We start from the raw sequence: 23,608 nt of genomic DNA, 5'->3' as shown, positions 1-23,608 counted from the left end.
CACCAAAGGCAGTGTCTTCTAAACAATCGTTACTTAGAATTAATTTGGTTCAATCGGAGGCATTATCCCTTCTGAAAAATTGAACATACGCGCAGGAAATGAATAAACACTTTGACGTTCTGTTTCAGTCATATTTGAAAAATCAAGAAGTGCTAAAGTATCTAGTTCATCGAATAAATCGCTGTAATAATTTGAGATTTCAAGACGCATCTCGTCCATGGCTTGTTCGGTCGAATTAGTCATTTCTAAAATGAACGCATCTTTAAGTAAGGTGTCAAACAAATTAGTAATGATTTCTAAGAATCGTTCTTTATTTGCTAAAGTAAGCGCATTGTCGACCACAAGAATGAACACGACGCTGTAAAGAAGTTCAGGGTCTTCGATTTGCCATACATTGGTATTGATCATTGAAGCAACTTCAGCTTGATCCAATGAGGCAAATAAGTCATTTTCTAGTATCGCAATTTCATAAATGAGTGAAGCTAAGGATGGAACTAATCGCTCGTAGGCAACGTCAAAATCGGTTGTTGGCATCATCGAATTGAGGATACTTGATTTTAATGGTACTCTTATGGCTCGTAAGACTGTTTCGATATTCTCAACACTATTTAGAGAGAACAATATCTCATGATATTCCCTAATGCCAAAGATAACAGCTTCTAACTCCTCATAGAAAGCGGCATCAATGACCGTTTGTGGCTCATCTAAGAATAGGATTAAATCAGCAATTGCTTTGCCGTTTGTAAGTCTAAATTCATCAATAAATGCGATACCTAGTGTTTTAAATAAATCAAGTGCGGCAATAATGTCATCTTTTGACTCACTTAATTCAATTAGTAACATCACCATTTCTGGTGGGTACATTTCTTGGTTTTCTAGTGATTGTAGTAGAAGTTCAATTGATTTGTTTTGAAGGCTTAAGAAAGCTTCAGATTGAAGTAAGGTTTCAAGGTAGATGACCTTATCTTCATGTGTGATCATTGAATCATCTAGGAAATTTAGTACATAACTCACAAGCTCGAATAACACATCAACTTTTATTTTTTGTTCGTCGTATTGATAATACTCATCAATAATTGTGACGGTTTCATATAAATCATTTTGAAGTGTTAATATGGCCATCACGTCCTCGGTTGTAACTTCAACTAAGATATTAAGAAGAAGATCAATTGATGCACGTTCTATTTTTGCAACAACAGCGATCTCTGTTTCAGTATTATTACTTTGAACACCACTTACAGATTGTGCCATTAAGTCCATTAATGTGAAGAACTTAATGAATGTTTCTTCCTCAGGTAATGTGGTAATTAACACATCAAGCAGCTCATTCTTGATTAAAATAGCTTCAGAAATTTCAAGTGCCATTTCGATGTTTGCAAGTTGATCAAACACACTTTCTGGAATGGAACTGTAGAGGGTGTTTAAATAGCTAGATAGCTCTGAAAAGACTTCTTTAAACATGACTTCATTTTCACTTATAGCATCGATGATTGATGTCATCATGGCTAAGTTTGTTTCTAACTGTGTGAGGTACGAATGACTATATTCTAGATCTTGTGAATCCATTAAGTAGTCAAAATATGCTCTCATTGGGTGATCGTAACCTTTTAATGAGTTATATAAAGTTAGGTCACTAGCTTTGATTTGGACGAATACATCAAAGAATAAACTGAAGTATGGGTTGCCATCATCATAAAAATAGTTGTATTCGATTTGATTTAGGATTTCAGAGTAAGTATAATAGACAAAATCCATCTTTGCCTCAACGTTAGACTCAGGTAAGAAGAATTCCATGAAAAGGGATTCTTGTTCAGGTGTGAGATAAGGCATGAATATTTCTGATATCGAAGAAAAATCAACCGCTGGGTATTTTAAAAGAAATGCATCTTCTTGTTGTTGATACACCACGCTTTGCGTTTGAAACTCATGTTCAGCACGATCGCGGTTCATTCCAATGAAGGTCATCATTAAATTAACCGCTACGTTAGAAAAATCAGTCGATTTCATCCCGTACGCACTTAAGTCATTGATTTCAGTCATTAAATCACGGATGCTTATGGTTTGTTGCATACGTTGTGGCATTTCATAGACTTGTTTAACCATGTTGTAAGCATCAGTTTCAGATAAATCGGTTTGAGTCATCGATAACGCAACTGAGTTCATCATGAGTGACATTTGTAGATAAGCTTCATATTGACTTGGGTCGTTATTAAAATCACTTAAACTCATTTCTGGTTCATATGATTCATTTACTAGTTTCAGAAGTCTCGAATACAAATCACCTGTATCAAGCGTTACAGTGTATGTGACAGACGATGATGGGTTTGAAACAGTTTTATCTTTTAAAGCAATAACCGATACACTATGTGATCCTTCAGGAATGGTTACTTGTTTTAAATCAAATGTGGTATTAGTTGTTGTAAATGAACTAGTTCCAACGACGATTCGGTAGGAAGTAGCCCCTTCAACGGACTGCCAAGTGACAACGCCATTTTCGATTGTTACGTTTTGTGGGCTTGAAAGTGTTGGATCGCCCGTTTTTTCATCACAACCAAAAAGGCTAAAGAGTGCAAAGACTGATAAAAGCACAAACATCAATTTTTTCATAGTATCCTCCTTAAGAAATTGATTTATTTTCAATTAGATTATTACTAATTTGTCTTCATTATACATTTTTTTCTAAAATATGTCATGTAAATGTCTTTTGAAATTAATCAAAATTTTGAAAATGTGAAGAAAATGATTCTCGAATGGCAGTTTTTTGATAAAAATAGCGAATCATAAAGTAAAAAACGGTAATAAATATAAAGGCAAAAAGTGAAGCTAAATGATAATCATAGCTTATCTCGTAAAGGAAGAAGCTTAGATAGAGGTCGGATATAAGAGTCAAAAATACCAGATAGAAGCCATAAGTAAAAACCATTGTCAATATAAAAATGAGCCAACTTTCTTTTATTAGGTACTTTCTTCGTTTGTCTTTAGCTAGTCCTAAAACGGATAGTTTTACGTAGTTGTCTTTTAAGGACTGATACAACAACGTTTGTTGGTTAGCCAAAGAGAGCATCAACGATACTAGAATAAAACATATAATGAGATTAAGATAGCTTTGAATCTGTTTCATCTCTATTAATTGACGACTTAATGAGCTGTTATAGTCGTAGACAACAATCAAACGTTTTTGAAAAGTAGAAAGTAGTGATGTTTTTAGCACTTGTTTATCATCAAGTGATTTAATCATAAAACTATTCCTATTTTTGTTTTCTGTATTGAGGTTAGAGATAACGAGGTTTGAAAGTTCTTTGTCAAAAAAACCACTAATGATATAACTTGTTTGATTGCCTAAGGTAGTTGTGATAACCACATCATCTAAGACGTTTAAACCATAAAGCGCTTTAAAAGCATATGGTAAAATGATGGTAGGCTCTTGGTTCTCTTTAAATAACGTAAGCGCATCTTTACTAATATTTAGGTCGTAGTAGATAGAAATATCATCTGGATTGATTGAAACAAACTCCATAACGACATGGTCATTTATTGTGACGTTTGTATCAAAAACGATTGGTGAAAATTGTAAATCTGTGCGTTTGGATAACTCATCTTCTATTGATGTGAAATTTTGTGTAATTCCAGTAATATAGAAATCAAACTGGTAAAACGACCCGTAATGTTTAATTCGTTCGCTCATATGTCGGTTGGCATAAAAAAGTAAGAAAACAGATAAAAATACAATGAACAAACTAACAATATAAGCTTTGAATGTCTTTTTCATTAAGGTCATTTTGAACAGATTAGCTGTTAGTATATTACCTTTAAATTTGCGCGTTGCAAAAAATAGGTGTGGAAGTTTCAAAGTACAAAACATAAACAAGAAAGCTACCGTAATCAAAATGATAAGTACGACATTCTTTGTATAAAGAAGAATTGCTACAATCAAACAAACAAAAAAGATCTTGATTGCTGTTTTTGAGGTTTGTGTCTCTCTCTTTTTATCAGATAAAAGAACGCCTAAAGAAATAAATACGAGTAAGTTCATGATCCCAAAGACGACGAATGCTTTTGATAAGTTAATCTTATATGAAGCAGTCGAACCTAGAAAATAAAAACCATAATCAATAACGAAATAAGAAAGAATAAAACCTATGACAAAACCAATAATCAAAGAAATGTATATTTCAGTTAAAAACAGTAAGTATATCTGCTTGTTTTTAAAACCTATCGTTCGTAAATTTTGATACTGAGTGTGTCGGTTTAGTGAAATGATTTGAAGGTTAGTATAAAAAAATACGAGCAGTGTTAAACTAATTATTGATAAAATAATGGTAAAGAAAGTAGCGGTGATTTGAATATTTTGATTAATTCTTTGTTGATTAAAAGGGTGTGAAATAGACAAGTTTTGATACCCAGGTAATGTCTCTAATGTGGTTTTAACTTGTTCGATGTCAACGCCATCATAAAAAGATAAATAGAGTTGATTTGTAAAACGTTCGTATATTACCTCAGGTAGATTGGATAAACTAGGATCTAAAGTCGTAATGAGCGTTTTTAGAATACTTTTCTGATCGACAAATACACGTTCATCTTTGAACAAACCGTAGTCATTGATAATGTAAGCGACCTGGTACTTGATTTTTTTATCACCAAGTTGAATATCTACTGTATCAAATAGATCAATATCATGTTTTTTTGCAAAACTTGAAGTTATAATGGCGTCATTAGGTAGTAAAACAAATGTATTGTTTGGGTTGATATAGTCTGTAAATGACGCGATTGAGGTTGAAAATAACGTTACCGAATGTATGTCGGAATCTAGCGTAAAGGTTGTTTCAATTTCAAATAACTGAAGATAACGTTTCAACTCATCTTTTACGGATGAATTTAATAAAGGTGTAATTGAAAAAAAACGAGAATTGCTTTCTAATGTTGGGTTAATTTTCAATTGGTAATCGTGGTAAGTAGAAGAAGTTTCATTATTATAGTACATTTTTAAGAATTCATTAGTTGATAGACTGAGGTAGATGGTTAAAACTAAAAAGGACAGGGCGCATACAAACAGTAAAAACCGAAAAAGACTTTTTTTAATATTTCTAAAAGAAAGTTTTAATATATATAAATACAAACTAGCCGTTTGTTTCATCGCGAATAATCGCTCCGTTTTTCAATTCAATGACTCTTTTTGCTTGTGTTGCAACGTCCTTATCGTGGGTGATAATAATGAGTGTTCTTTGGTGCAGTTCATTTTGTTCTTTCAATAACAAAAGAAGTTGATTAGTGGTTTTATCATCAAGGTTTCCTGTGGGTTCATCAAGAAATAGTAGTCGTGGATTGTTAATTAGTGCTCTTGCGATAGCGACACGCTGTTTAGTCCCACCTGAGAGCATATTTGGATAAAACGAAGCATAAGACTTAATGTGAAGTTCACTCATTAGTTGATATATTTTATCCTTGTCTACAAAACCGTTTAATGTAGCTGCCAACTCAATGTTTTCATAAACCGTTAGTTCATTGATTAACTGGTATGACTGAAAGACAAAACCGATGTCGGCAATTCTCAATTCGGTTAAGGCATCTGTTGAGTAGTTTTCAATTGGTTTTTCAAATAACATAAGGTTACCACTTGTTTTTTGTTCTAGACCCGATAATATTCGAATTAGGGATGATTTTCCTGAACCTGTTGGGCCGATGATTGCAACGTATTCACCTTCGTTAATGGTTAGGTTAATATCTTTTAGAACCGTGTCTATGCCATCTTGAAGTGTATAGGTTTTAAACAAATTTAAAGCTTTAATTATACTCATATTATCACCACCTGTTTACTTTATTTTATCACAAGTCTAAAAAAAGTAAGCTTAATTGAAAAAAGAAACGCATTTGAAAGCATCAAATGCGTTGGAATTAACTATTTTATAATTAATGACTTGCCGGTCATTTCTTTTGGTTTTTCTGTTTCTAATAGTTCAAGTAACGTTGGTGCAACGTCACAAAGTGCGCCACCAGAACGTAATTGATAATTTTTGTCTGTGATAATTACAGGGACTAAGTTCGTTGTGTGAGCGGTATGAGGATTTCCAAATTCGTCTCTCATTTTTTCGGCATTCCCATGGTCCGCAAGGACAATAGCAACACCACCCACGCTATTAATGGCGTCTAGAACTTTACCTAAACATTCATCGACGGCTTCAACAGCTTTTGTGGTTGCTTCAATCGAACCGGTATGACCAACCATGTCTGGGTTTGCAAAATTTAGAATCATGGTGTCATATTCATCTGTTTTGATTGCTTCAACAACTTTTTCAGTAAGTTCATAAGCACTCATCTCAGGTTTTAAGTCATAAGTTGGTACTTTTGGTGACTCAACTAAAATTCGATTAGAACCTTCAAGTTGACGTTCAACCCCACCATCGAAGAAGAAGGTGACGTGTGCGTATTTTTCAGTTTCTGCGGCACGAATTTGTTTTAATCCAGCATTGGCAATCACTTCGCCATAAATGTTTTGTAAGTCATTTAACTCAAACGCAATTGGGCCTTTAACCGTATAGGCATAGTGCATCATTGAAACAAAGAAAATATTCTTTGGTCCTTTTGAACTATCAAAGTGAGCTTTACCTTCAGTATAATAGTCCTTGACTGCTTCAGGGTTTGAAAAAGCAGTTGCAATTCGAATTGCTCTATCCGGTCTAAAGTTTGCAAAAATTATCGCATCGTTGGTTTCAACAAGGCCATTCTTGTTAACCACAAACGGTAACATGAACTCATCAGTAATGCCTTTTTGATAAGAATCTTCAATGCCACAAATTGGGCAGTCATATAACGGTGCATCACCAACGGTCATTGCGTCGTAAGCTTTTTGAAGTCGATCCCAGTTGTTGTCTCTATCCATTGCGTAATAGCGACCAGAAACGGTTGAAATTTTAGCACCAGCTTCGATCAGTTCTTTTACATACCCTAAGCCACTGGTTTGAGGGGTATCTCGACCATCTAAGAAGGCATGATAGAAGGTTTTGTTTTCAACGCCTTGATCTTGAGCAAAGCGCAGAAGAGCTTTAATGTGTTCACTATTTGAGTGGACCCCACCATGACCAGCTAATCCGAAAATATGAAGTTTTGAATTGTGCTTTTTGACATGATTAACAGCGTCTAAAAATGCTTGGTTATGATAAAATGAACCATCTTTGATTGCGACGTTAATGCGAGTAAGTGATTGATAAACCACACGACCTGCGCCTAAATTCAAGTGACCAACTTCACTGTTTCCCATTTGACCATCTGGCAGACCTACAGCCTCACCAGACGCTTCTAATGTGTTATTTGGATAGTTTGCAAGTAATTTGTCCAATACCGGTGTATTTGCTAATGTGACAGAATTTGAGTCACTAGCTTCTGCTAAACCTTGGCCATCCAAAATGATTAATCCTGAAAATCTTTTTTTACTCATTGTATACCTCATTTCTTTATCAGTGTTATTATATAACAGATGAAGTCATTTTTGTTATTGAAAAGGTTTACTTAGTGTAAAAAAGTTTTTTTTTCAATTTTGTTTGATTAAATATAGTAAAAAAATGTGAAATATTCTATAATATTGATGGGGTGATTGTATGGCAGAACTAAAAAAGATTTCTCAGTTAAAACTGACTTGTGAAATAATCTCTGCAAGTGGCATTGTCTTATTCGTATTAGGTATGCTCACAACAATGGCAAATGCAAATGTGGGTGGTTTTATTACATTTGTTATCGGTCTTGCTATGGCTTCAATACCGGTGTTTGTGTTTAAACCTGCAGCGGTTAAATTCAAAGATAAGTACGTTAAACAAGCGATAAATGAATTAGGTATTGATGCGAGTTTTCATGCCACCTATGGTTTTACAAAAGAGGAAGTTAAGAACTCAAGAGCGATTCAACTTCAAACAAGATTTACAAGCGAAGATTTGGTCAGTGGTGTGATTGATGATCGCGCGTTTCGATTTTCGGATATTCACATTGAACAGCGTCGCAGTAGTGGCAAGTCAAGCCACTATGTAACAACCTTTAAGGGTCGTTTATTCGAAATAGCGAGTGATAAGACGGCGAAATTGCCAGTTTATATTTTCCCTAACAACCGAAAATACTTACCATTGTTTTCTTCTGAAAAGAAAATAGAATTAGAATCCATTAAGTTTAATCAAGCTTTTGATGTTTACTCATCAGACGAACACACAGCTTTTTACGTCATTACACCAAGATTAATGGAAAAAATTCATGAATTAAATTCAAAATACGAAAAGCTATCAATTAGTTATATTGGTAATAAACTTTATGTTGCCGTTGACACACGAATTGATTATTTTCAAATTGCCCTATTCAAACCGATAGAAGAGCATTTCATCGAAGAATTTAAGAAGGATATTTTGGAAGTTAGAAACATTATAAAAACGCTATCATAAGGTCAATTGTTGACATACTTTGAGATTCGATATATAATGAAGCTGAATTTAATACTTCGGGGCAAGGTGTGATTCCTTGATCGGCGGTTATAGTCCGCGAACCTACGGGTTGAGCTAGTGTAATTCTAGTACCGACAGTTATAGTCTGGATGGGAGAAGAAATGTCGTCAGTTTTTTGTCGTCCTTTTTTGCCGTCACCCTGGAGTGAGGGCATTTTTTATAGGAGGATTCTAAAAATGACAAACACATTCAACACAAAAAAACTGGTACTGGCTTCAATTTTTACCGCCCTTGCGGTAGTTGTCGGGTACCTAGAAATTGTTTGGCCACTCTCAGGGTGGCTAAAACTTGACTTTTCTGAAGTCATTATTTTATCGGCATTCTTGGTGCTTGGTTTTAAACAAACGGCAGCTGTAATTGTGGTTAGGTCAATTATTCGTTGGCTAATTAGTGGACAAAACGCTGACTTAATCCCATTCTTTGGTGAATTTATGGCAATCACAGCGTCTTTTACAATCATTGGATTATTTATGCTTGCAAATAAGTTGATTCGTTTTAAGGAAATACCGATGATTATTAAAGAAGACCATTCAAAATTGTCAATGAACCAAAAAATGATTCGTGGGTTTGTCGTTGCGCTAGGTTTAACTGTGGTAATGACGGCTTTAAATTTCTTTATCGCGACACCTATCTATATTTCAGGCGGGAGTCATTTGTTTTTTACAACACTCATTAATGACAACAATTTTGCTTGGATTGGAACGAATGTAGAAACTTATTTTTGGTGGACATTTAATCTCTATGTACCGTTTAATTTTGTCAAAGGGATATTAATAATGATCGTGTTCGAGTTATTGCGTGATCGTATAAAGGAAATGGATATCTAATGAAAACATTTATAAATAAACTAAAACAACCAATCGATAAAAGTGATTTAAAAGGATTTATAATAGAGGGATTTCTAGCCTCTATTGTGTTTGGTGCTTTCATTGGTGCATTTGAGTTTTATTTTGAGGCCGTATTTGATTCGATATTATCAATCTTTGGGTTTGTAATATTCTACTATTTTATGTCCTCAAGACTCTATAAATCATTTAGAGAGTACCACATACTCTATTCAATACTCGCGGTTTTCTTCTTATTATTTGGTATGTACGTTACCGGATTTACTAAAATGATGTTTTTACAAAAACTACTTATTGGTGATGTCTTAGATGTTATAGGATTTTTAGACCCTAGGCTCTATTTTTCTTATCTATATCTTTACAGCACAAATTCTATGGTTATATTTAACAATTTAATCAATACACTTTTTACAATTATTGTGTCTGTGATGCTTTACAGAAGAATGACTTACTAAACTAGATTAATTTCTAGTTTATTTTTTTTTGACTTTTGTCATCTATTTGATAAAATATATCATGCTAGTGACTAGCACAACGTATAAAATCGGCATACAATTGGTATGTAAATCTTGGGAGGATAATATGGATTTAAAAATTGTTGAATGGTTTCAAAGTAATCGTAATGACGTTTTTGATCAGTTTTTTGGATTAATCACTGAATTCGGAGGCGATTTGATTTTCTTAGTCGTTGGAACGCTAATTTTATGGCTCTATGATAAAAAAGTTGGTTTTCGATTCATGGTGATTTTCTTATTCACGCTTGGATTCAATGACGTGTTTAAAAACATCATTAGAAGACCACGGCCGTTTTTAGAAGGTGTGGATTCTGTAGGCGAAGAAACGTATGGATATGCAATGCCTAGTGCGCACGCAAGTAACGTAAGTATGCTTGGATTGCTTAGTCTTGAGGCGTTTAAACCAAAAGTTCGATGGCTAAGTTTTGTGGTGTATCCTATAATTATACTCGTGTTGATTTCTCGTATTTATCTAGGTCAACATTACCTAAGTGATGTGATTGTAGGCTTTATTTATGCACTTGCTTTTTATCATTTAATAAAAACAGTTGGGCAAAATATAAAACTCCATTACACAAAAGTAATTCTTATTGGACTTTCAGTATTACTTATACCGATGATAGTCTTTGGAATGTTTTACAAATCATTTAACATCGCATCTCCAGATTCATTTCGAAATCTCTTTATTGCATTTGGTTCAATATTAGGTTTGACTATCGGACATATAATAGAAGAAAAACATGTGAAATATGTCGAAAAAGCACCAATCATCAAGCAAATAGTTAAATACTTGATTGGGTTAATCATCGCTGTTGCGATTCAAGAAGGCTTCAAACGAATACTGCCTTACCCACTTGAAGAAAGTATTTTTACACTAATCCTTGATGCGATACGTTATTTCTTGTTAACTATCTGGTTGACGCTTGGAGCACCTTATGTGTTTAAATTAATCATTAAAGAAGCAAGAGTCGATTAAAAAAAGTTTTTTACCAATATCTTTTAAAAAGTAAACGCTTTTATCTTTGTTGTCGCTTTATTTTTAACTAAGCATAGGGTATAATAACAAGTGGTAATAAGCTATAAAATAAATACTATAAGGAGTGAATATTATGCCATTTATTACAGAAGTGTATGCAAGAGAAGTTCTTGACTCACGTGGGAATCCAACGGTTGAAGTTGAGGTTTACACAGAAAGCGGCGCATTTGGTCGTGCTTTAGTACCATCAGGTGCATCAACTGGCGAACATGAAGCAGTTGAATTAAGAGACGGCGACAAAAAACGCTATTTAGGAAAAGGTGTTTTAAAAGCCGTTGAAAACGTAAACGACATTATTGCACCAGAAGTAATCGGTTATGCGGTTACAGATCAAGTTGCTATCGACCAATTAATGATCGAACTTGACGGTACACCTAATAAATCTAAATTAGGTGCTAACGCTATTTTAGGTGTTTCTATGGCAGTTGCAAGAGCAGCAGCTGACTTCCTAGGTGTGTCTTTATATAACTACCTAGGTGGTTTCAACGCAAAACAACTACCTGTACCAATGATGAACATTATTAACGGTGGTTCACATGCTGATAACACAGTTGATTTCCAAGAATTCATGATTTTACCTGTCGGGGCACCTTCATTTAAAGAAGCAATTCGTTGGGGTGCTGAAGTGTTCCACAACCTAAGAACAGTATTAAAGAAAAAAGGTTACAACACATCCGTTGGTGATGAAGGTGGATTTGCACCATCATTAAAATCAAACGAAGAAGCTATTCAAGTGATTTTAGAAGCAATCAAAAATGCAGGTTACGAAGCTGGTAAAGAAATCTTTATCGGTATGGACGTTGCTGCTTCTGAATTCTTCAATAAAGAAACTAAGACTTACGTATTAGAAGGCGAAGGCAATAAAGAATTTACATCGGCTGAATTAGTTGATTTCTATGTTGGCTTAGTAGACAAATACCCAATCATCACAATCGAAGATGGTCTTGATGAAAATGACTGGGCTGGTTGGAAGATCTTAACAGAAAAATTAGGTAAGAGAATTCAATTAGTAGGTGATGACCTATTTGTTACAAACACTGAACGTTTAAGCACAGGTATTGAACAAGGTATTGCAAACTCAATCTTAATCAAAGTAAACCAAATTGGTACATTAACTGAAACTTTTGAAGCTATTGAAATGGCTAAGAGAGCTGGTTATACTGCGGTTGTTTCACACAGAAGTGGTGAAACAGAAGATACAACAATCGCGGACATCGTTGTTGCAACAAACGCTGGTCAAATTAAGACTGGGTCAGCATCACGTACAGACCGTATTGCTAAGTACAACCAATTAATCAGAATCGAAGATGAACTAGGTGAAACTGGTAAGTTCTTAGGTTTAAAATCTTTCTATAACTTAAAAAAATAATTAGATTATTATGATTAAACAAGAAGATAACTCACACTTGAGTTATCTTTTTTTTAATTTCATTCAGAAATAACTAAATTTTAAACGGAATTCGAAAAGACTACGCTTTTAAGCCGTTATCTATGATATAATTAAATAAAGTTGGTGATATTATGAATATATTAAAATACTATAAAGACCATAGTAGTCTTGCGTTTGAAGAATTACTTAAGTTATCAAAGCTATCAGATGAACAGTTACTTGCACATCTAGATGAATTGGTTGCAAACAGACGATTAACTAAAACCAAAGACAATAACTATGTACTATATAAAAATTTAGCCGTAGGACGGATTGACGTTAAAGATAATTTTTCTTTTTTAATCCAAGTAGGCGACGATCTTTTTATGCAAGATAAAGACATAAAAGATGCGCTTGATAATGACATTGTATTGGTTCATATTGGTAAAACAAATAAAGTCCTTGAGGTCCTTGAAAGAAATGTTCAACGTTTGGTTGTTCACGTCTCCAAATTAGGACAAAAAAACGTCTTTATTCCAATTAAACCGTTTCGATTGACGATTGAATTAACTGAGGGGTCAATGCCACTATTTGGTGGGGAAGTTTTACTTTTAGAAGTCGAAATATTTGAAAATAAAAAAGCAATTTGTAGGATTGTTGAGCAAATTGGAAATACAAAAGACCCAGGAATTGATATATTAGAGCTTGTTTATCAGTTTGATTGGCCACACACATTTAGTGATGAGGTCTTGTCTTACACAGAATCGCTCGATCGTCGGATTAAGGAAGATGGAAGATATCGTGTAAAAGATGAACTGATTGTTACAATTGATGGTGCAGATGCGAAGGATTTAGATGACGCAGTGAGTTTGAAAATAGTGGATGATTATTATCACCTGTCTGTTCATATTGCTGATGTGACTGCGTATGTCACAGAAAATTCAATATTGGACCAAGCTGCCACAGAACGGGCCACATCGGTGTACTTAGCCGACCGTGTCATTCCCATGCTACCTAAGCGCTTATCGAACGATTTATGCAGTTTAAATGCCGCTGAAGATAAGTACGCATTATCGTTGTTTATGAAGATTAATAGACAAGGTGATGTTGTTTCACATGAGATAAAACAAACCATTATTGAAGTTAATCAACGATTGAATTATCAAGAAGTGAATCGTTACCTCGATCAAAAATCACCTTTGTACACGAAAGACATCGAACAAATGATGGATCATATGTATGACTTATCGAATCTTTTAGAACAAAAAAGATACATAAGAGGGTCGCTCAATTTTAAAAGCGATGAATTTAAGTACGATACTGACGAATTTGGTAATATTTTAGACATACACTTAGCAGTCACAGGTCAATCAGAAGGAATTATTGAATCGTTCATGGTGTTGGCTAATGAGACGATTTCGATGCATTTATCTACGTTAGGCTTACCTTGTATTTACCGTGTTCATGATAAACCTGATCAAGAAAAGTTACTTAATGTACTTGAACTGATTAAAGGACTCGGTATTAAAATCCCTAGAATTAATCATGTGACACCCAAAGCCTTACAAATGATTATTGAAAAAATAGAGGATCATCCGCTTGAACAAGTGATTCACACATTATTACTTCGTTCAATGAAAAAAGCCGTTTATAGTGAGAACAATATTGGACATTATGGCTTAGCATCAACGTATTATTCGCATTTTACTTCACCGATTAGACGGTATCCGGATTTGTTGTTGCACCGATTGATCCGAAGATTCTTAATTGAACCATCCAACGTAAGTGAAGATTTTAGACATTTTGAAATGCTTTTGCCAACCTTAGCAAAACATTGTTCAGATATGGAAAAAAAAGCAGACGAACTTGAGCGTGAAGTAGACAAGTTAAAGACAACGGAATTTATGGCAAATCAAAAGAATGAAGTGTTTGAAGTCGTTGTTTCAAGTATTACAAATGCTGGTATGTTTGTAAGGCTTTCAAATGGAATCGAGGGGCTCTTGCCACTTCGATTATTAGATGATTATTACACATTAAACCCAAAAGAGTTAACCTTGACGGGTAAACGAAGTAAAAAAATATTTAAAATTGGGCAATTGATTGAGGTGAAACTCATCGAAGTTGATGTCAAACTAAGGCAATTAACATTTAAATTAAATGAAGGAAAGGGTGAGCGCAATTATGAAAATCGTCGCCACAAACCGAAAAGCAACGCATGATTATTTTATTGAGCACAAATATGAAGCCGGTATTCAGCTTTTAGGTACAGAAATTAAATCCATTCGCCAGTCAAAGGCAAATATTAACGATGCGTTTATTCAAATTAAAAATGGCGAACTGTTTGTGATCAATATGCACATTTCACATTATGAATACGGCAATCAGTTCAATCATGATGAATCACGCACAAGAAAATTACTGATGCATAAAAAAGAGATTTTAAAACTTGAAGCAAAAATAAAAGAGGATGGGTACGCCTTAATCCCTTTAAAACTTTACATTGAAAAAGGTCTTGCAAAATTAGAAATTGCCATTGCCAAGGGTAAAAAGACATACGATAAACGAGAAGCACTAAAGGAAAAAGACCAGCAAATGCGTATTAAAAAGGTCTTGAAAGAGACGAATCGGTAAATGAAACCTAAAGTCGGTTTAATGCTTGGTGGTGGTGGCGCTAAGGGTGGGTATCAACTTGGCGTTATAAAAGCGTTACAGGAAGAAAAACTTTTAGACAACATTGACTGCATCGCAGGTACATCAATTGGCGCGATTAATGGCTTATTGATTGCTACACTTAAGGATGCCGATAAAATATATGAAACTTGGGTTTATGCTCAAGAAAAACAAAAAGAGGTCAAAGGCTTTACAAGATTCAAAGAAGACAAAAGAGGCTTGTTTAGTCTAGATGTTTTAAGAGATGTCTTTAGAAAGACGATAGACATAAAAAAACTTGAAAACAGTCCAATTGATTTATATGTCGTGACATCAAAACTGATTAATCCGAAATTAATTGCCTCACAAATTCGAACAAGCAACTATGAAAAGTGTGTATTTCGAATCAATGACGCACAAGATGCTATGGATAAAGTCATTGCTAGTGCCTCTATTCCGCTCTATTTTGGACCTACGCAAATTGGCTTAGAATTTCATGTGGATGGCGGGGTTGTTGATAATAACCCGATTGATGTGTTAATTGATGCCGGTTGTGAGGTAATCCTTACAGTTCCATTAGATCATGGGTTTGATCCTTCAATCTACAGACACAAGAATGTAATGATTATTAATTTAACCGACTTAAGCGTATTTCAAAAAGTGTCTATTTTAGATGCTTACGACATCATCCGTTTTGATCAAACACACATCAATGAAAAAGCTAACTATGGCTATTTTGTTGCTAAAGATGTAATATCAAAACTAAGGGACCTAAATTTGTTGAAAAAAGGATTAATATTAAATTACAATGAAAATTTTGTTAAACCTACGAGATACATTTACTTTGATGTACCGCTTGAAACGTATGAGAAAGTTCAAAAACTAAAAGAAGAACGTGTAATTAAAAGAAAAGAACAAAAGAAACGTCAAAAATACCAAAAGAAATTAAATAAGAAAATGAAAGAGGATAACCAATGAGATTCGTAGATTTTTTTCAGCAGTTTTCAACCCCAATACTTGATTGGTTTTTTAGAATAATCACTGAGTTCGGAGACCAATATTTCTTTATTTTATTAGGTGCAATTTTGTACTGGACAATCGACAAAAAATTCGCTTTTAAATTTATGATTTCGTTTTTAGCTTCTGCATTTATTAACGGTGGTCTTAAAGAAATTACAAACGCAAGAAGACCTTATGAAAATGGGGCTAAACCAATCTTAGGTTTAAAAACGCATGGCTCGTCCATGCCGAGTGGTCATGCACAGTCAATCGGTTTAATAGGTATCGTAATGACTGACCGGTTTAAGCATGTTACATGGGTGAAGTACGTATTTTATGCTTTAATGGTTTTAGTTCCAATCTCTCGGGTTTATTTAGGTCAACATTACCTTCACGATGTTATTGTAGGCTTATCACTCGGGGTGTTTTTTGGAATTCTATTTATGTGGCTACTAACGGTAAAGAATGACAATGTCGAAGAAATTAGGGCATTATACTTAATTCCAGTATTGATCATACTCTTGTTTTTCGTTTACAACCGTGATCTCTACATTGCTTCATTTGCGTATATGGGACTTGCACTCGGTTATTTTGTCGAAAAAAGATACGTCAACTACGACATCAATGGGCCAATGAAACACCAAGTGATTAAAGTCCTTATTGGTTTAATTGGTGCACTTCTAATAAAAGAAGGATTAAAACCCCTGTTTGAACTTATATCAGATGCTTATATTTTAGATGGCATTCGATATTTCTTAATAGCAATATGGGCTAGTTTAGGTGTAATGTACCTATCAAAAATGTATCTAGCAAAATAAAGCTTGAAAAAAAATCAAGTTATGATAAAATAAATTGAACGCAATGAACAAGATGAGTAACAGAAGGATTTGAATGTAGAGATTATGCGGTTGGTGAAAGCATAACAAACACTCTGTGAAGCTACTTGGGAGCGGTGGTTTGTTGGCCTTAACAACACAAATAAAGGGCTAGTGAAAACTAGAACTAAGGTGGTACCGCGGAATGATTCGTCCTTAGATTGATTTCTAAGGGCTTTTTTTATTTTTTAGGAGGATAATTCACATGAAATTTATGACATCAAAAGAAATTAGAGACACATGGCTACACTTTTTTAGAGATAAAGGCCATTCAATTGAGCCTTCAAGCTCCTTAATCCCTATGGGTGATAAGACGCTTTTATGGATTAATGCAGGCGTAGCACCGTTGAAAAAATACTTTGACGGCTCCGAAGTTCCACCAAGACCAAGGTTAACCAATGTTCAAAAATGCATTCGCACGAACGATATAGATAACGTTGGTAAAACGGCAAGACACCACACATTTTTTGAAATGATGGGGAATTTTTCGATTGGTGATTATTTTAAAGAAGAAGCAATTGATTTTGGCTTTGAACTTCTAACAAGTCCAAGTTATTTTGGGTTTCCAGTCGAAAAACTGTATATGACTTATTACCCAGATGATGTTGTGGCTAAAAATCGTTGGTTAAGTTTAGGGGTTAAGGAAGACCATTTAATTCCATTAGAAAGTAACTTTTGGGAAATTGGTGAGGGTCCAAGTGGACCGGACACAGAAATTTATTTTGATCGTGGAGAATTATTTGACAAAAGAGGACCAGAACTAATTCAAAACGACATCGAAAACGAACGTTATATTGAAATATGGAACATCGTATTTTCACAATACAACGCAAAACCAGGCATTCCAAGAAATGAATATAAAGAATTACCAAATAAAAATATTGATACGGGTGCTGGTCTTGAGCGCTTCGCCTGTGTCATTCAAGGAACTAAAACAAATTTTGAGACGGATTTATTTTTGCCAATCATTGAAAAAACCGAAGAACTGAGTGGTATTAAGTACGATGGACAAATGGCATTTAAAGTCATCGCTGACCATGTGAAAACATTGTCTATGGCGATTGCTGATGGTGCGATTTTATCCAACGAAGGACGAGGTTATGTTTTAAGACGCCTGTTAAGAAGAGCCTTAAAATATGGGAAGAAAATTAATCTTAATGAAGCTTTCTTATATCGTTTAGTACCTGAAGTTGTAAAAATTATGGGACCGTTTTATGACTCTGTCCATAAGAATCAAGCGATCGTTGAGAAAGTAATCCACATCGAGGAAATGAAATTTCTTGAAACACTTTCAAGCGGTGAAAAACACCTAGATGAAGCGTTAGAAAAAACAACCGATGTCTTAAGTAAAGAAGACGCGTTTAAACTTTATGATACATTTGGCTTTCCAATAGAACTCACTGTAGAATTGTCAGAAGAAAAAGGTTATCAAGTCGATATCGAAGGGTTTAAGGCTTTATTGCAACTTCAAAAAGAACAATCAAGAGCAAGCAGAACAAAAGAAGGTTCGATGAAACAACAAGAAAAAGCATTCATCGAATTTAGAGAACCATCTGTCTTTATTGGTTATGAGAATTATGAGGTTTCGACACCGGTCATTAAAGTGTTTGATTCAGGTATCGTGCTAAAAGAGACACCTTTTTACGCAACGATGGGTGGACAAGTCGCAGACAAAGGGACGATCAACGGTTATGAGGTAACCGATGTCATTAAATTACCAAATGGCCAGTATTTGCATGTAGTGGATAATCCATTTGATGAAGGTGAAATGGTTATTGCAAAAATTGATCTTGCAAATCGTGTGAAGATTATGCAAAATCATAGTGCAACGCATTTGCTTCATAAAGCCCTCAAAGTGGTTTTAGGTGACCATGTGAATCAGCAAGGTTCACAAGTGACACCAGCAACCCTTCGTTTCGATTTCAACAACTATGAAACACTCAAAAAAGAGGAGATCATTGAAATTGAAACCATTGTAAAAAATAAGATTAATGAAGCACTTGATGTCGTAACAACAGAAATGCCAATCGCAGAAGCAAAAAAATTAGGCGCTATGGCACTTTTTGGTGAAAAATACGGCGACGTCGTCCGTGTGGTTGACATTGCTTCCTATTCGGTAGAACTTTGTGGTGGTACACACGTTAAAAATACAAAAGAAATCATCGATTTTTCAATCACAAGTTTTGAATCGATCGGCTCTGGCATTTTTAGAATTGAAGCCGTTACAGGTAATCAATTAATTGAAAAAGTAGAAGCTTACTTACACTCACTCATCAAAGATAATGTGACACTTGAAGAAAAGCGTGAACGTCTCGTCGATGAACTCAAAGACATCAGTCCAAAAACAGTCATTGAATTAAGTCAAAAAGCGCCGTTCATTGGATCTTATCAAGACGTCATCGAACTAAGAAATTACAATGAAAAGATTAAGGAAGATAACAAACAATTAGAAAAGATCTTACAACAAAGTAAGCAAAAAGACGCACTATCGAATCTTGAACAATACGTTACTTCAAATGACAAAAATCAGGTGGTTCATACAAAAGATGTTGAAATGCAAGTTTTAAAACAACTAGTAGACGCAATTTATGATAAAATGAACTTAGACGTTTTATTCTTAATTAACGAAGCCAATGATAAACTCACATTTATGTGTAAATCAAAAACAATCAGTGCCAACCAATTAATTAAGGCAGCCGCAAAACTCACAGGCGGTTCTGGTGGCGGAAGAGACCAATTTGCTCAAGGTGGCTCAGGTAATTTTGACGTTACTGAATTAATGAAACACATCAAGGGGATGATGAATTGATCTATATTGGACTTGATTTAGGTGAGAAAACCGTTGGAATTGCAAGAAGTGATTCCGGTATTATTGCACATAGTGTGACTACATACCGTTTTTATACAAATCACTACGACGATGCATTTGAGTACGTTAAAAAATACGTAATTGAAAACGACGTTGATGTGGTCGTTATTGGGTATCCAAAGCACATGAACAACGATATTGGAATTCGAGCTCAAATTTCAATTGATTTTAAAGAAAAACTTGAAAAAGAACTTCAAGTTGAAGCCGTTTTATGGGACGAACGATTGTCGACAAAAACCGCTAAAATGCATATGATAAGTGCGGGCTTGTCTCGTAAGAAACAACAAAATAAAAAAGATGAACTTGCCGCACAAGTCATTTTACAAAACTATTTAGATTTTAAAGGAGACAACTAATGGATGATACTAGATTAACACTTGTATTAGATGGTGAAGAAGTCATTTGTGACATTTTATTTACTCACTATTCTGAAGAATTTGAGAAAAACTATGTGGTTTTTCAATTTACCGATCGCGATGAAATAAGCGCAGCTGTATTCGTTGAGACCGATGGTGGCGAAGGCTACTTTGAGGATGTGCAAACTGACGAGGAATGGGAATTACTAGATGAATTGCTTGAAGCTTTTCTAGGTGATTTAGAGGCCGAGGATGACGATGCACAGGATGAAGACGACGATATCTAATATAAAAAATAAAGCCCTCGAAGAAAAGGTACCTATCATCTCTGCTGAGGGGCTTTTATTTTTGAAAAAAGCAATTAAAGACTATCAAGTTAAGGACATTTTAGAGATTGGTAGTGCGGTAGGGTATTCAGCCATTGAAATGGCGCAAATAGCCAACCACGTAACGACCATCGAACGTGACCCTCAAATGGTTGAAAAAGCAAAATTAAACATTAAAGAACTCGGCTTAGAAGAAAAAATCACACTCATCTTTAATGACGCTTTATCAGATGAAATTAACTTTGAAGAACGCTTTGATTTGATATTCATCGATGCGGCTAAAGCACAGTATGAAAAATTTTTTAATAAGTACGCACCCTACTTAAAACCCACAGGAATAATTGTGACAGATAACTTAAACTTCCATCACTTAGACATTAATCGTGTTTCAAGGGGAACCAAGGGGTTAATTAAGCGTTTAAACGCATTCAAATTGTTTTTACAAAACCACTCAGATTATGAAACGGTGTTTTCAGATATTGGTGATGGAATGAGTATTAGTAGGAGGGTATCGAAATGATTAAACTAGTAACAATTTATGACCTACGTCACATGGAAAAACTAAGTGAGTTTGCCGATGGATTTATTGGTGCAAATGATCAATTTGCCACACGCGTTGAACGATCATTTAGTGTCTTAGAATTACTTGATCTCATCAAAGAAGCACATCGTTTAAATAAAAAAATATACATCAGTATCAATCAAATGATGCACAACGATCAAATCGCGTCATTTAAAGAATTCATTCAAACGTTAGAGACGGCTAATCCAACTGGCTACATTGTTGGTGATATTGGTGTCGTCTACCTTCTAAGAGAATTAAAAATCGAAGCTAAAGGTGTATATAATCCAGAAACCTTATTAACGAACGTCTTTGATTTTAATTTCAATCAGACACTAGGCGTTCATGGTGCATTTCTTGCAAAAGAGATTACATTAGAGGATATTTTGGCGATCACAAAACAAAAGAAGCTACATGCGTTTATGTATGTACATGGCTATTTAAATATGTTTTATTCAAAAAGACAGTTAATCTCAAGCTATTTTGAGAATTTAGATCAGAATAACCCATACCACGACAAGCGTAACCTTAAGATTAAAGAAGAAAAACGCCCAGATTTAGTCTACCCAATTTTAGAAGATAATGGCGGTACACATGTATTTAGAGATAAAGTTTTCTCAACACTGAATCACATTAATCTACTAAAAGAACACATCGATTACGCGGTATTTGATATGGTCTTACACGATGACTCATATACGTATGACGTACTTAAAAGATACGCTGAAGTGTTAGAAGGTAAAGAACCACTAACATCTGACATCGAACAAAAATATGGGGAAACTTGGGATGATGGTTTTTTATATAAAAAAACAGTATATAAGCCGAAGAAGGTGACAAGATGATTGAATTATTAGCACCTGCAGGTGACTTAGAAAAATTGAAAATTGCGATTATTTATGGTGCTGATGCCGTATTCATCGGTGGCACTGAATTTTCATTACGCGCAAGAGCGTCAAACTTTACGTTAGCTGACATTAAAGAAGCGTGTGAATTTGTCCATAGTTATGGCAAAAAGCTCTATGTAACGACCAATATCATTCCTCATAATGAAAATATGAGTGAGCTAATTGAGTATTTAAAAGGTCTTGAAGCGTGTGGCGTTGATGCGATTATTGCTGCAAGTCCATACATCGCAACGACGGCACTAGAACATACGACAATTCCTGTACACGTGTCAACACAACAATCGGTAGTTAATTCGAATGCGGTTCAGTTTTGGGCAGATTTAGGTGCCGAACGTGTCGTATTAGGACGTGAACTTGATCAGTATGAAATCAAAGACATCTGTGAAAAATCTCCGGTTGAAATTGAAGTGTTTATCCATGGTGGCATGTGTGCTTCATATAGTGGTCGTTGTACGTTATCAAACAACATGACCGATCGAGATGCAAACCGCGGCGGATGCGCACACAGCTGTCGTTGGAACTACGAACTTTTGAGTGATAAAACGACCATTAACGACGAAAGTGTCTTTTTCTCAATGTCATCCAAAGACCTACAAACATTGGCATTTATTCCATCGTTAATTGATTCGAAGGTATCTTCCTTGAAAATCGAAGGTCGAATGAAATCAATCCACTACATCGCTACGGTGGTTAGAACCTACCGTATGTTAATTGATGAATATACCGCAACTAAGCAGATTAAAGATCTTGAGTTCTATATCAAAGAAATAAAAAAAGCGGAAAACCGATTGACCTCTTTTGGCTTCTTAGATGGAAAACCAAAAGCGGAACAACAACTCTATAATTTAAGAAACGAAGAGCCAACAAAAGAATTCATTGGTATCGTACTAGCTTATGACCCAATCAAAAAGTGTGCCCTTATCGAACAAAGAAACCATTTTACGCCAAACGAATCGGTAGAATTATTTGGCCCATCAGGTAAGAGTTTCTTCTTTGAAATAAAAGAAATCAAAGACACCGAAGGTAACCTTCTTGATGCCGCAAGACATCCAAGACAACAAATCTATATTCCGGTGCCACATGAAGTAAAACCTTACGATATGCTAAGGAAAGTGCTCGATGTTTAAAGTAAAAAAAGACAATAAAGAGATCATCGTAGAGCTTAAAACCAAACCAAATAAAAACACCTATTTTAAAATAAAACAAGACCGACTGGTTGTAACAAAAAGCAAATTCATCAAAGAAGAAGTAATCAAGGCGTACATCTTTGATAATTTTGACCGTATTTATAATAAAATATCAGCGGTTAAAGATCGTATGATTAAAGACGATTTAGCCAATGAATTCATGTTGTTTGGTAAAACGTATCAATTGAATACCAATCTAACAACCGAATTCTCATATCGCATTGAAGAGAATCAAATTAATCTATGCATTAATGAAGGAATAAGTCTTGCTAAGGCTAAAGAAATGATTTTAGAAGAGATGCTTCTAAAAGAAGTTAACCATATCGAATCAAAGATACGGTTTAACCTTCAAAAATTAGGTGTCAAACCAAGACCTTATCGTATAAAAATGCTCAAATCCAAATTTGGAAGTTATCATCGATATAAGGATGAAATCACGCTTAACTTATATTTAGCTAAGCTTAACCCAATTTATTTAGAGTATGTTATGTATCACGAATACGCCCATGTACTGGTCTTTAATCATCAAAAAGCATTTTATGATGTACTTGATCAATGGATGCCAAGACATAAAGAAATTCAAAAAGCATTAAAGAAACATCACATTTAACTATCAAATTAAATCAAATTGTAGT

At 34.7% G+C, this 23,608-nt stretch carries 20 protein-coding genes, 1 riboswitch and 1 other annotated feature; of the genes, 16 read left to right on the top strand and 4 right to left on the bottom strand.

The annotated features are described in order from the left end of the window. Positions 1-39: 39 nt before the first annotated feature. From BN853_RS05315 to gpmI, 4 genes are all read right to left on the bottom strand, one after another. Complete coding sequence (locus tag BN853_RS05315) at positions 40-2,607, bottom strand: hypothetical protein (RefSeq protein WP_030004930.1); 2,568 nt, start codon at positions 2,605-2,607, stop codon at positions 40-42. Between the two features lie 103 nt (positions 2,608-2,710). Continuing rightward, positions 2,711-4,981, bottom strand: coding sequence for an ABC transporter permease (locus BN853_RS05310; RefSeq protein WP_052591281.1), 2,271 nt, complete (start codon positions 4,979-4,981; stop codon positions 2,711-2,713). Positions 4,982-5,117: 136 nt separating this feature from the next. Further along, entirely contained in the window at positions 5,118-5,795 is a 678-nt protein-coding gene (locus tag BN853_RS05305; protein ID WP_030004928.1) for an ABC transporter ATP-binding protein, read from the bottom strand. A 101-nt stretch (positions 5,796-5,896) separates the two neighbouring features. Beyond that, positions 5,897-7,432, bottom strand: coding sequence for a 2,3-bisphosphoglycerate-independent phosphoglycerate mutase (gpmI, locus tag BN853_RS05300; protein ID WP_030004927.1), 1,536 nt, complete (start codon positions 7,430-7,432; stop codon positions 5,897-5,899). 160 nt (positions 7,433-7,592) lie between these two features. Here gpmI and BN853_RS05295 point away from each other — a divergent pair, with 160 nt between their 5' ends. The 16 genes from BN853_RS05295 to BN853_RS05220 all read left to right on the top strand — a co-directional run bounded on the left by BN853_RS05295 (position 7,593) and on the right by BN853_RS05220 (position 23,583). Then, on the top strand, positions 7,593-8,417 hold the full coding sequence (locus BN853_RS05295; RefSeq protein WP_030004926.1) for a DUF3137 domain-containing protein: 825 nt from the start codon (positions 7,593-7,595) through the stop codon (positions 8,415-8,417). 48 nt (positions 8,418-8,465) lie between these two features. Next, positions 8,466-8,582: riboswitch (FMN riboswitch) on the top strand. A 71-nt stretch (positions 8,583-8,653) separates the two neighbouring features. Then, positions 8,654-9,304, top strand: a complete 651-nt coding sequence (locus tag BN853_RS05290; RefSeq protein ID WP_030004925.1) for an ECF transporter S component — start codon at positions 8,654-8,656, stop codon at positions 9,302-9,304. Then, a complete protein-coding gene (locus tag BN853_RS05285; protein WP_030004924.1) occupies positions 9,304-9,777 on the top strand; it encodes a hypothetical protein in 474 nt (157 codons plus the stop codon). Before BN853_RS05290 ends, BN853_RS05285 begins: the two co-directional genes overlap by 1 nt. Before the next feature lie 127 nt (positions 9,778-9,904). Further along, positions 9,905-10,813 (top strand): phosphatase PAP2 family protein, encoded by a 909-nt coding sequence (locus BN853_RS05280; protein WP_030004923.1) that lies wholly within the window; start codon positions 9,905-9,907, stop codon positions 10,811-10,813. Between the two features lie 133 nt (positions 10,814-10,946). Then, a complete protein-coding gene (eno, locus tag BN853_RS05275; protein ID WP_030004922.1) occupies positions 10,947-12,242 on the top strand; it encodes a phosphopyruvate hydratase in 1,296 nt (431 codons plus the stop codon). A gap of 152 nt (positions 12,243-12,394) precedes the next feature. Beyond that, positions 12,395-14,461, top strand: a complete 2,067-nt coding sequence (gene rnr, locus BN853_RS05270) for a ribonuclease R (protein WP_030004921.1) — start codon at positions 12,395-12,397, stop codon at positions 14,459-14,461. Further along, positions 14,424-14,873 carry an SsrA-binding protein SmpB gene (smpB, locus tag BN853_RS05265; protein WP_030004920.1) on the top strand — a complete coding sequence of 150 codons (450 nt, stop codon included), beginning with the start codon at positions 14,424-14,426 and terminating at the stop codon, positions 14,871-14,873. Before rnr ends, smpB begins: the two co-directional genes overlap by 38 nt. Further along, complete coding sequence (locus tag BN853_RS05260) at positions 14,874-15,869, top strand: patatin-like phospholipase family protein (protein WP_030004919.1); 996 nt, start codon at positions 14,874-14,876, stop codon at positions 15,867-15,869. It abuts the gene before it with no gap. Continuing rightward, positions 15,866-16,708, top strand: coding sequence for a phosphatase PAP2 family protein (locus tag BN853_RS05255; RefSeq protein ID WP_030004918.1), 843 nt, complete (start codon positions 15,866-15,868; stop codon positions 16,706-16,708). The genes BN853_RS05260 and BN853_RS05255 overlap by 4 nt, the downstream gene beginning before the upstream one ends. Before the next feature lie 34 nt (positions 16,709-16,742). Continuing rightward, positions 16,743-16,926, top strand: a binding site (T-box leader). 44 nt (positions 16,927-16,970) lie between these two features. Then, complete coding sequence (alaS, locus tag BN853_RS05250; protein WP_030004917.1) at positions 16,971-19,574, top strand: alanine--tRNA ligase; 2,604 nt, start codon at positions 16,971-16,973, stop codon at positions 19,572-19,574. Further along, on the top strand, positions 19,571-19,990 hold the full coding sequence (ruvX, locus tag BN853_RS05245; RefSeq protein WP_030004916.1) for a Holliday junction resolvase RuvX: 420 nt from the start codon (positions 19,571-19,573) through the stop codon (positions 19,988-19,990). Before alaS ends, ruvX begins: the two co-directional genes overlap by 4 nt. Continuing rightward, positions 19,990-20,277: a DUF1292 domain-containing protein gene (locus BN853_RS05240; protein ID WP_030004915.1), complete on the top strand. Its 288-nt coding sequence runs from the start codon at positions 19,990-19,992 to the stop codon at positions 20,275-20,277. The genes ruvX and BN853_RS05240 overlap by 1 nt, the downstream gene beginning before the upstream one ends. Continuing rightward, a complete protein-coding gene (locus tag BN853_RS05235; RefSeq protein ID WP_084232932.1) occupies positions 20,243-20,836 on the top strand; it encodes a class I SAM-dependent methyltransferase in 594 nt (197 codons plus the stop codon). The genes BN853_RS05240 and BN853_RS05235 overlap by 35 nt, the downstream gene beginning before the upstream one ends. Next, positions 20,833-21,723 (top strand): peptidase U32 family protein, encoded by an 891-nt coding sequence (locus BN853_RS05230; protein WP_030004913.1) that lies wholly within the window; start codon positions 20,833-20,835, stop codon positions 21,721-21,723. The genes BN853_RS05235 and BN853_RS05230 overlap by 4 nt, the downstream gene beginning before the upstream one ends. Then, positions 21,720-22,913 carry a peptidase U32 family protein gene (locus BN853_RS05225; RefSeq protein ID WP_030004912.1) on the top strand — a complete coding sequence of 398 codons (1,194 nt, stop codon included), beginning with the start codon at positions 21,720-21,722 and terminating at the stop codon, positions 22,911-22,913. The genes BN853_RS05230 and BN853_RS05225 overlap by 4 nt, the downstream gene beginning before the upstream one ends. Continuing rightward, on the top strand, positions 22,906-23,583 hold the full coding sequence (locus tag BN853_RS05220) for a M48 family metallopeptidase (protein ID WP_030004911.1): 678 nt from the start codon (positions 22,906-22,908) through the stop codon (positions 23,581-23,583). Before BN853_RS05225 ends, BN853_RS05220 begins: the two co-directional genes overlap by 8 nt. The last annotated feature ends 25 nt before the right edge of the window (positions 23,584-23,608 follow it).

The sequence above is a fragment of the Paracholeplasma brassicae genome, from assembly GCF_000967915.1.
Taxonomy (GTDB): Bacteria; Bacillota_I; Bacilli_A; order Acholeplasmatales; family UBA5453; genus Paracholeplasma; species Paracholeplasma brassicae.
This window is presented reverse-complemented; position numbering and strand designations above follow the sequence as displayed.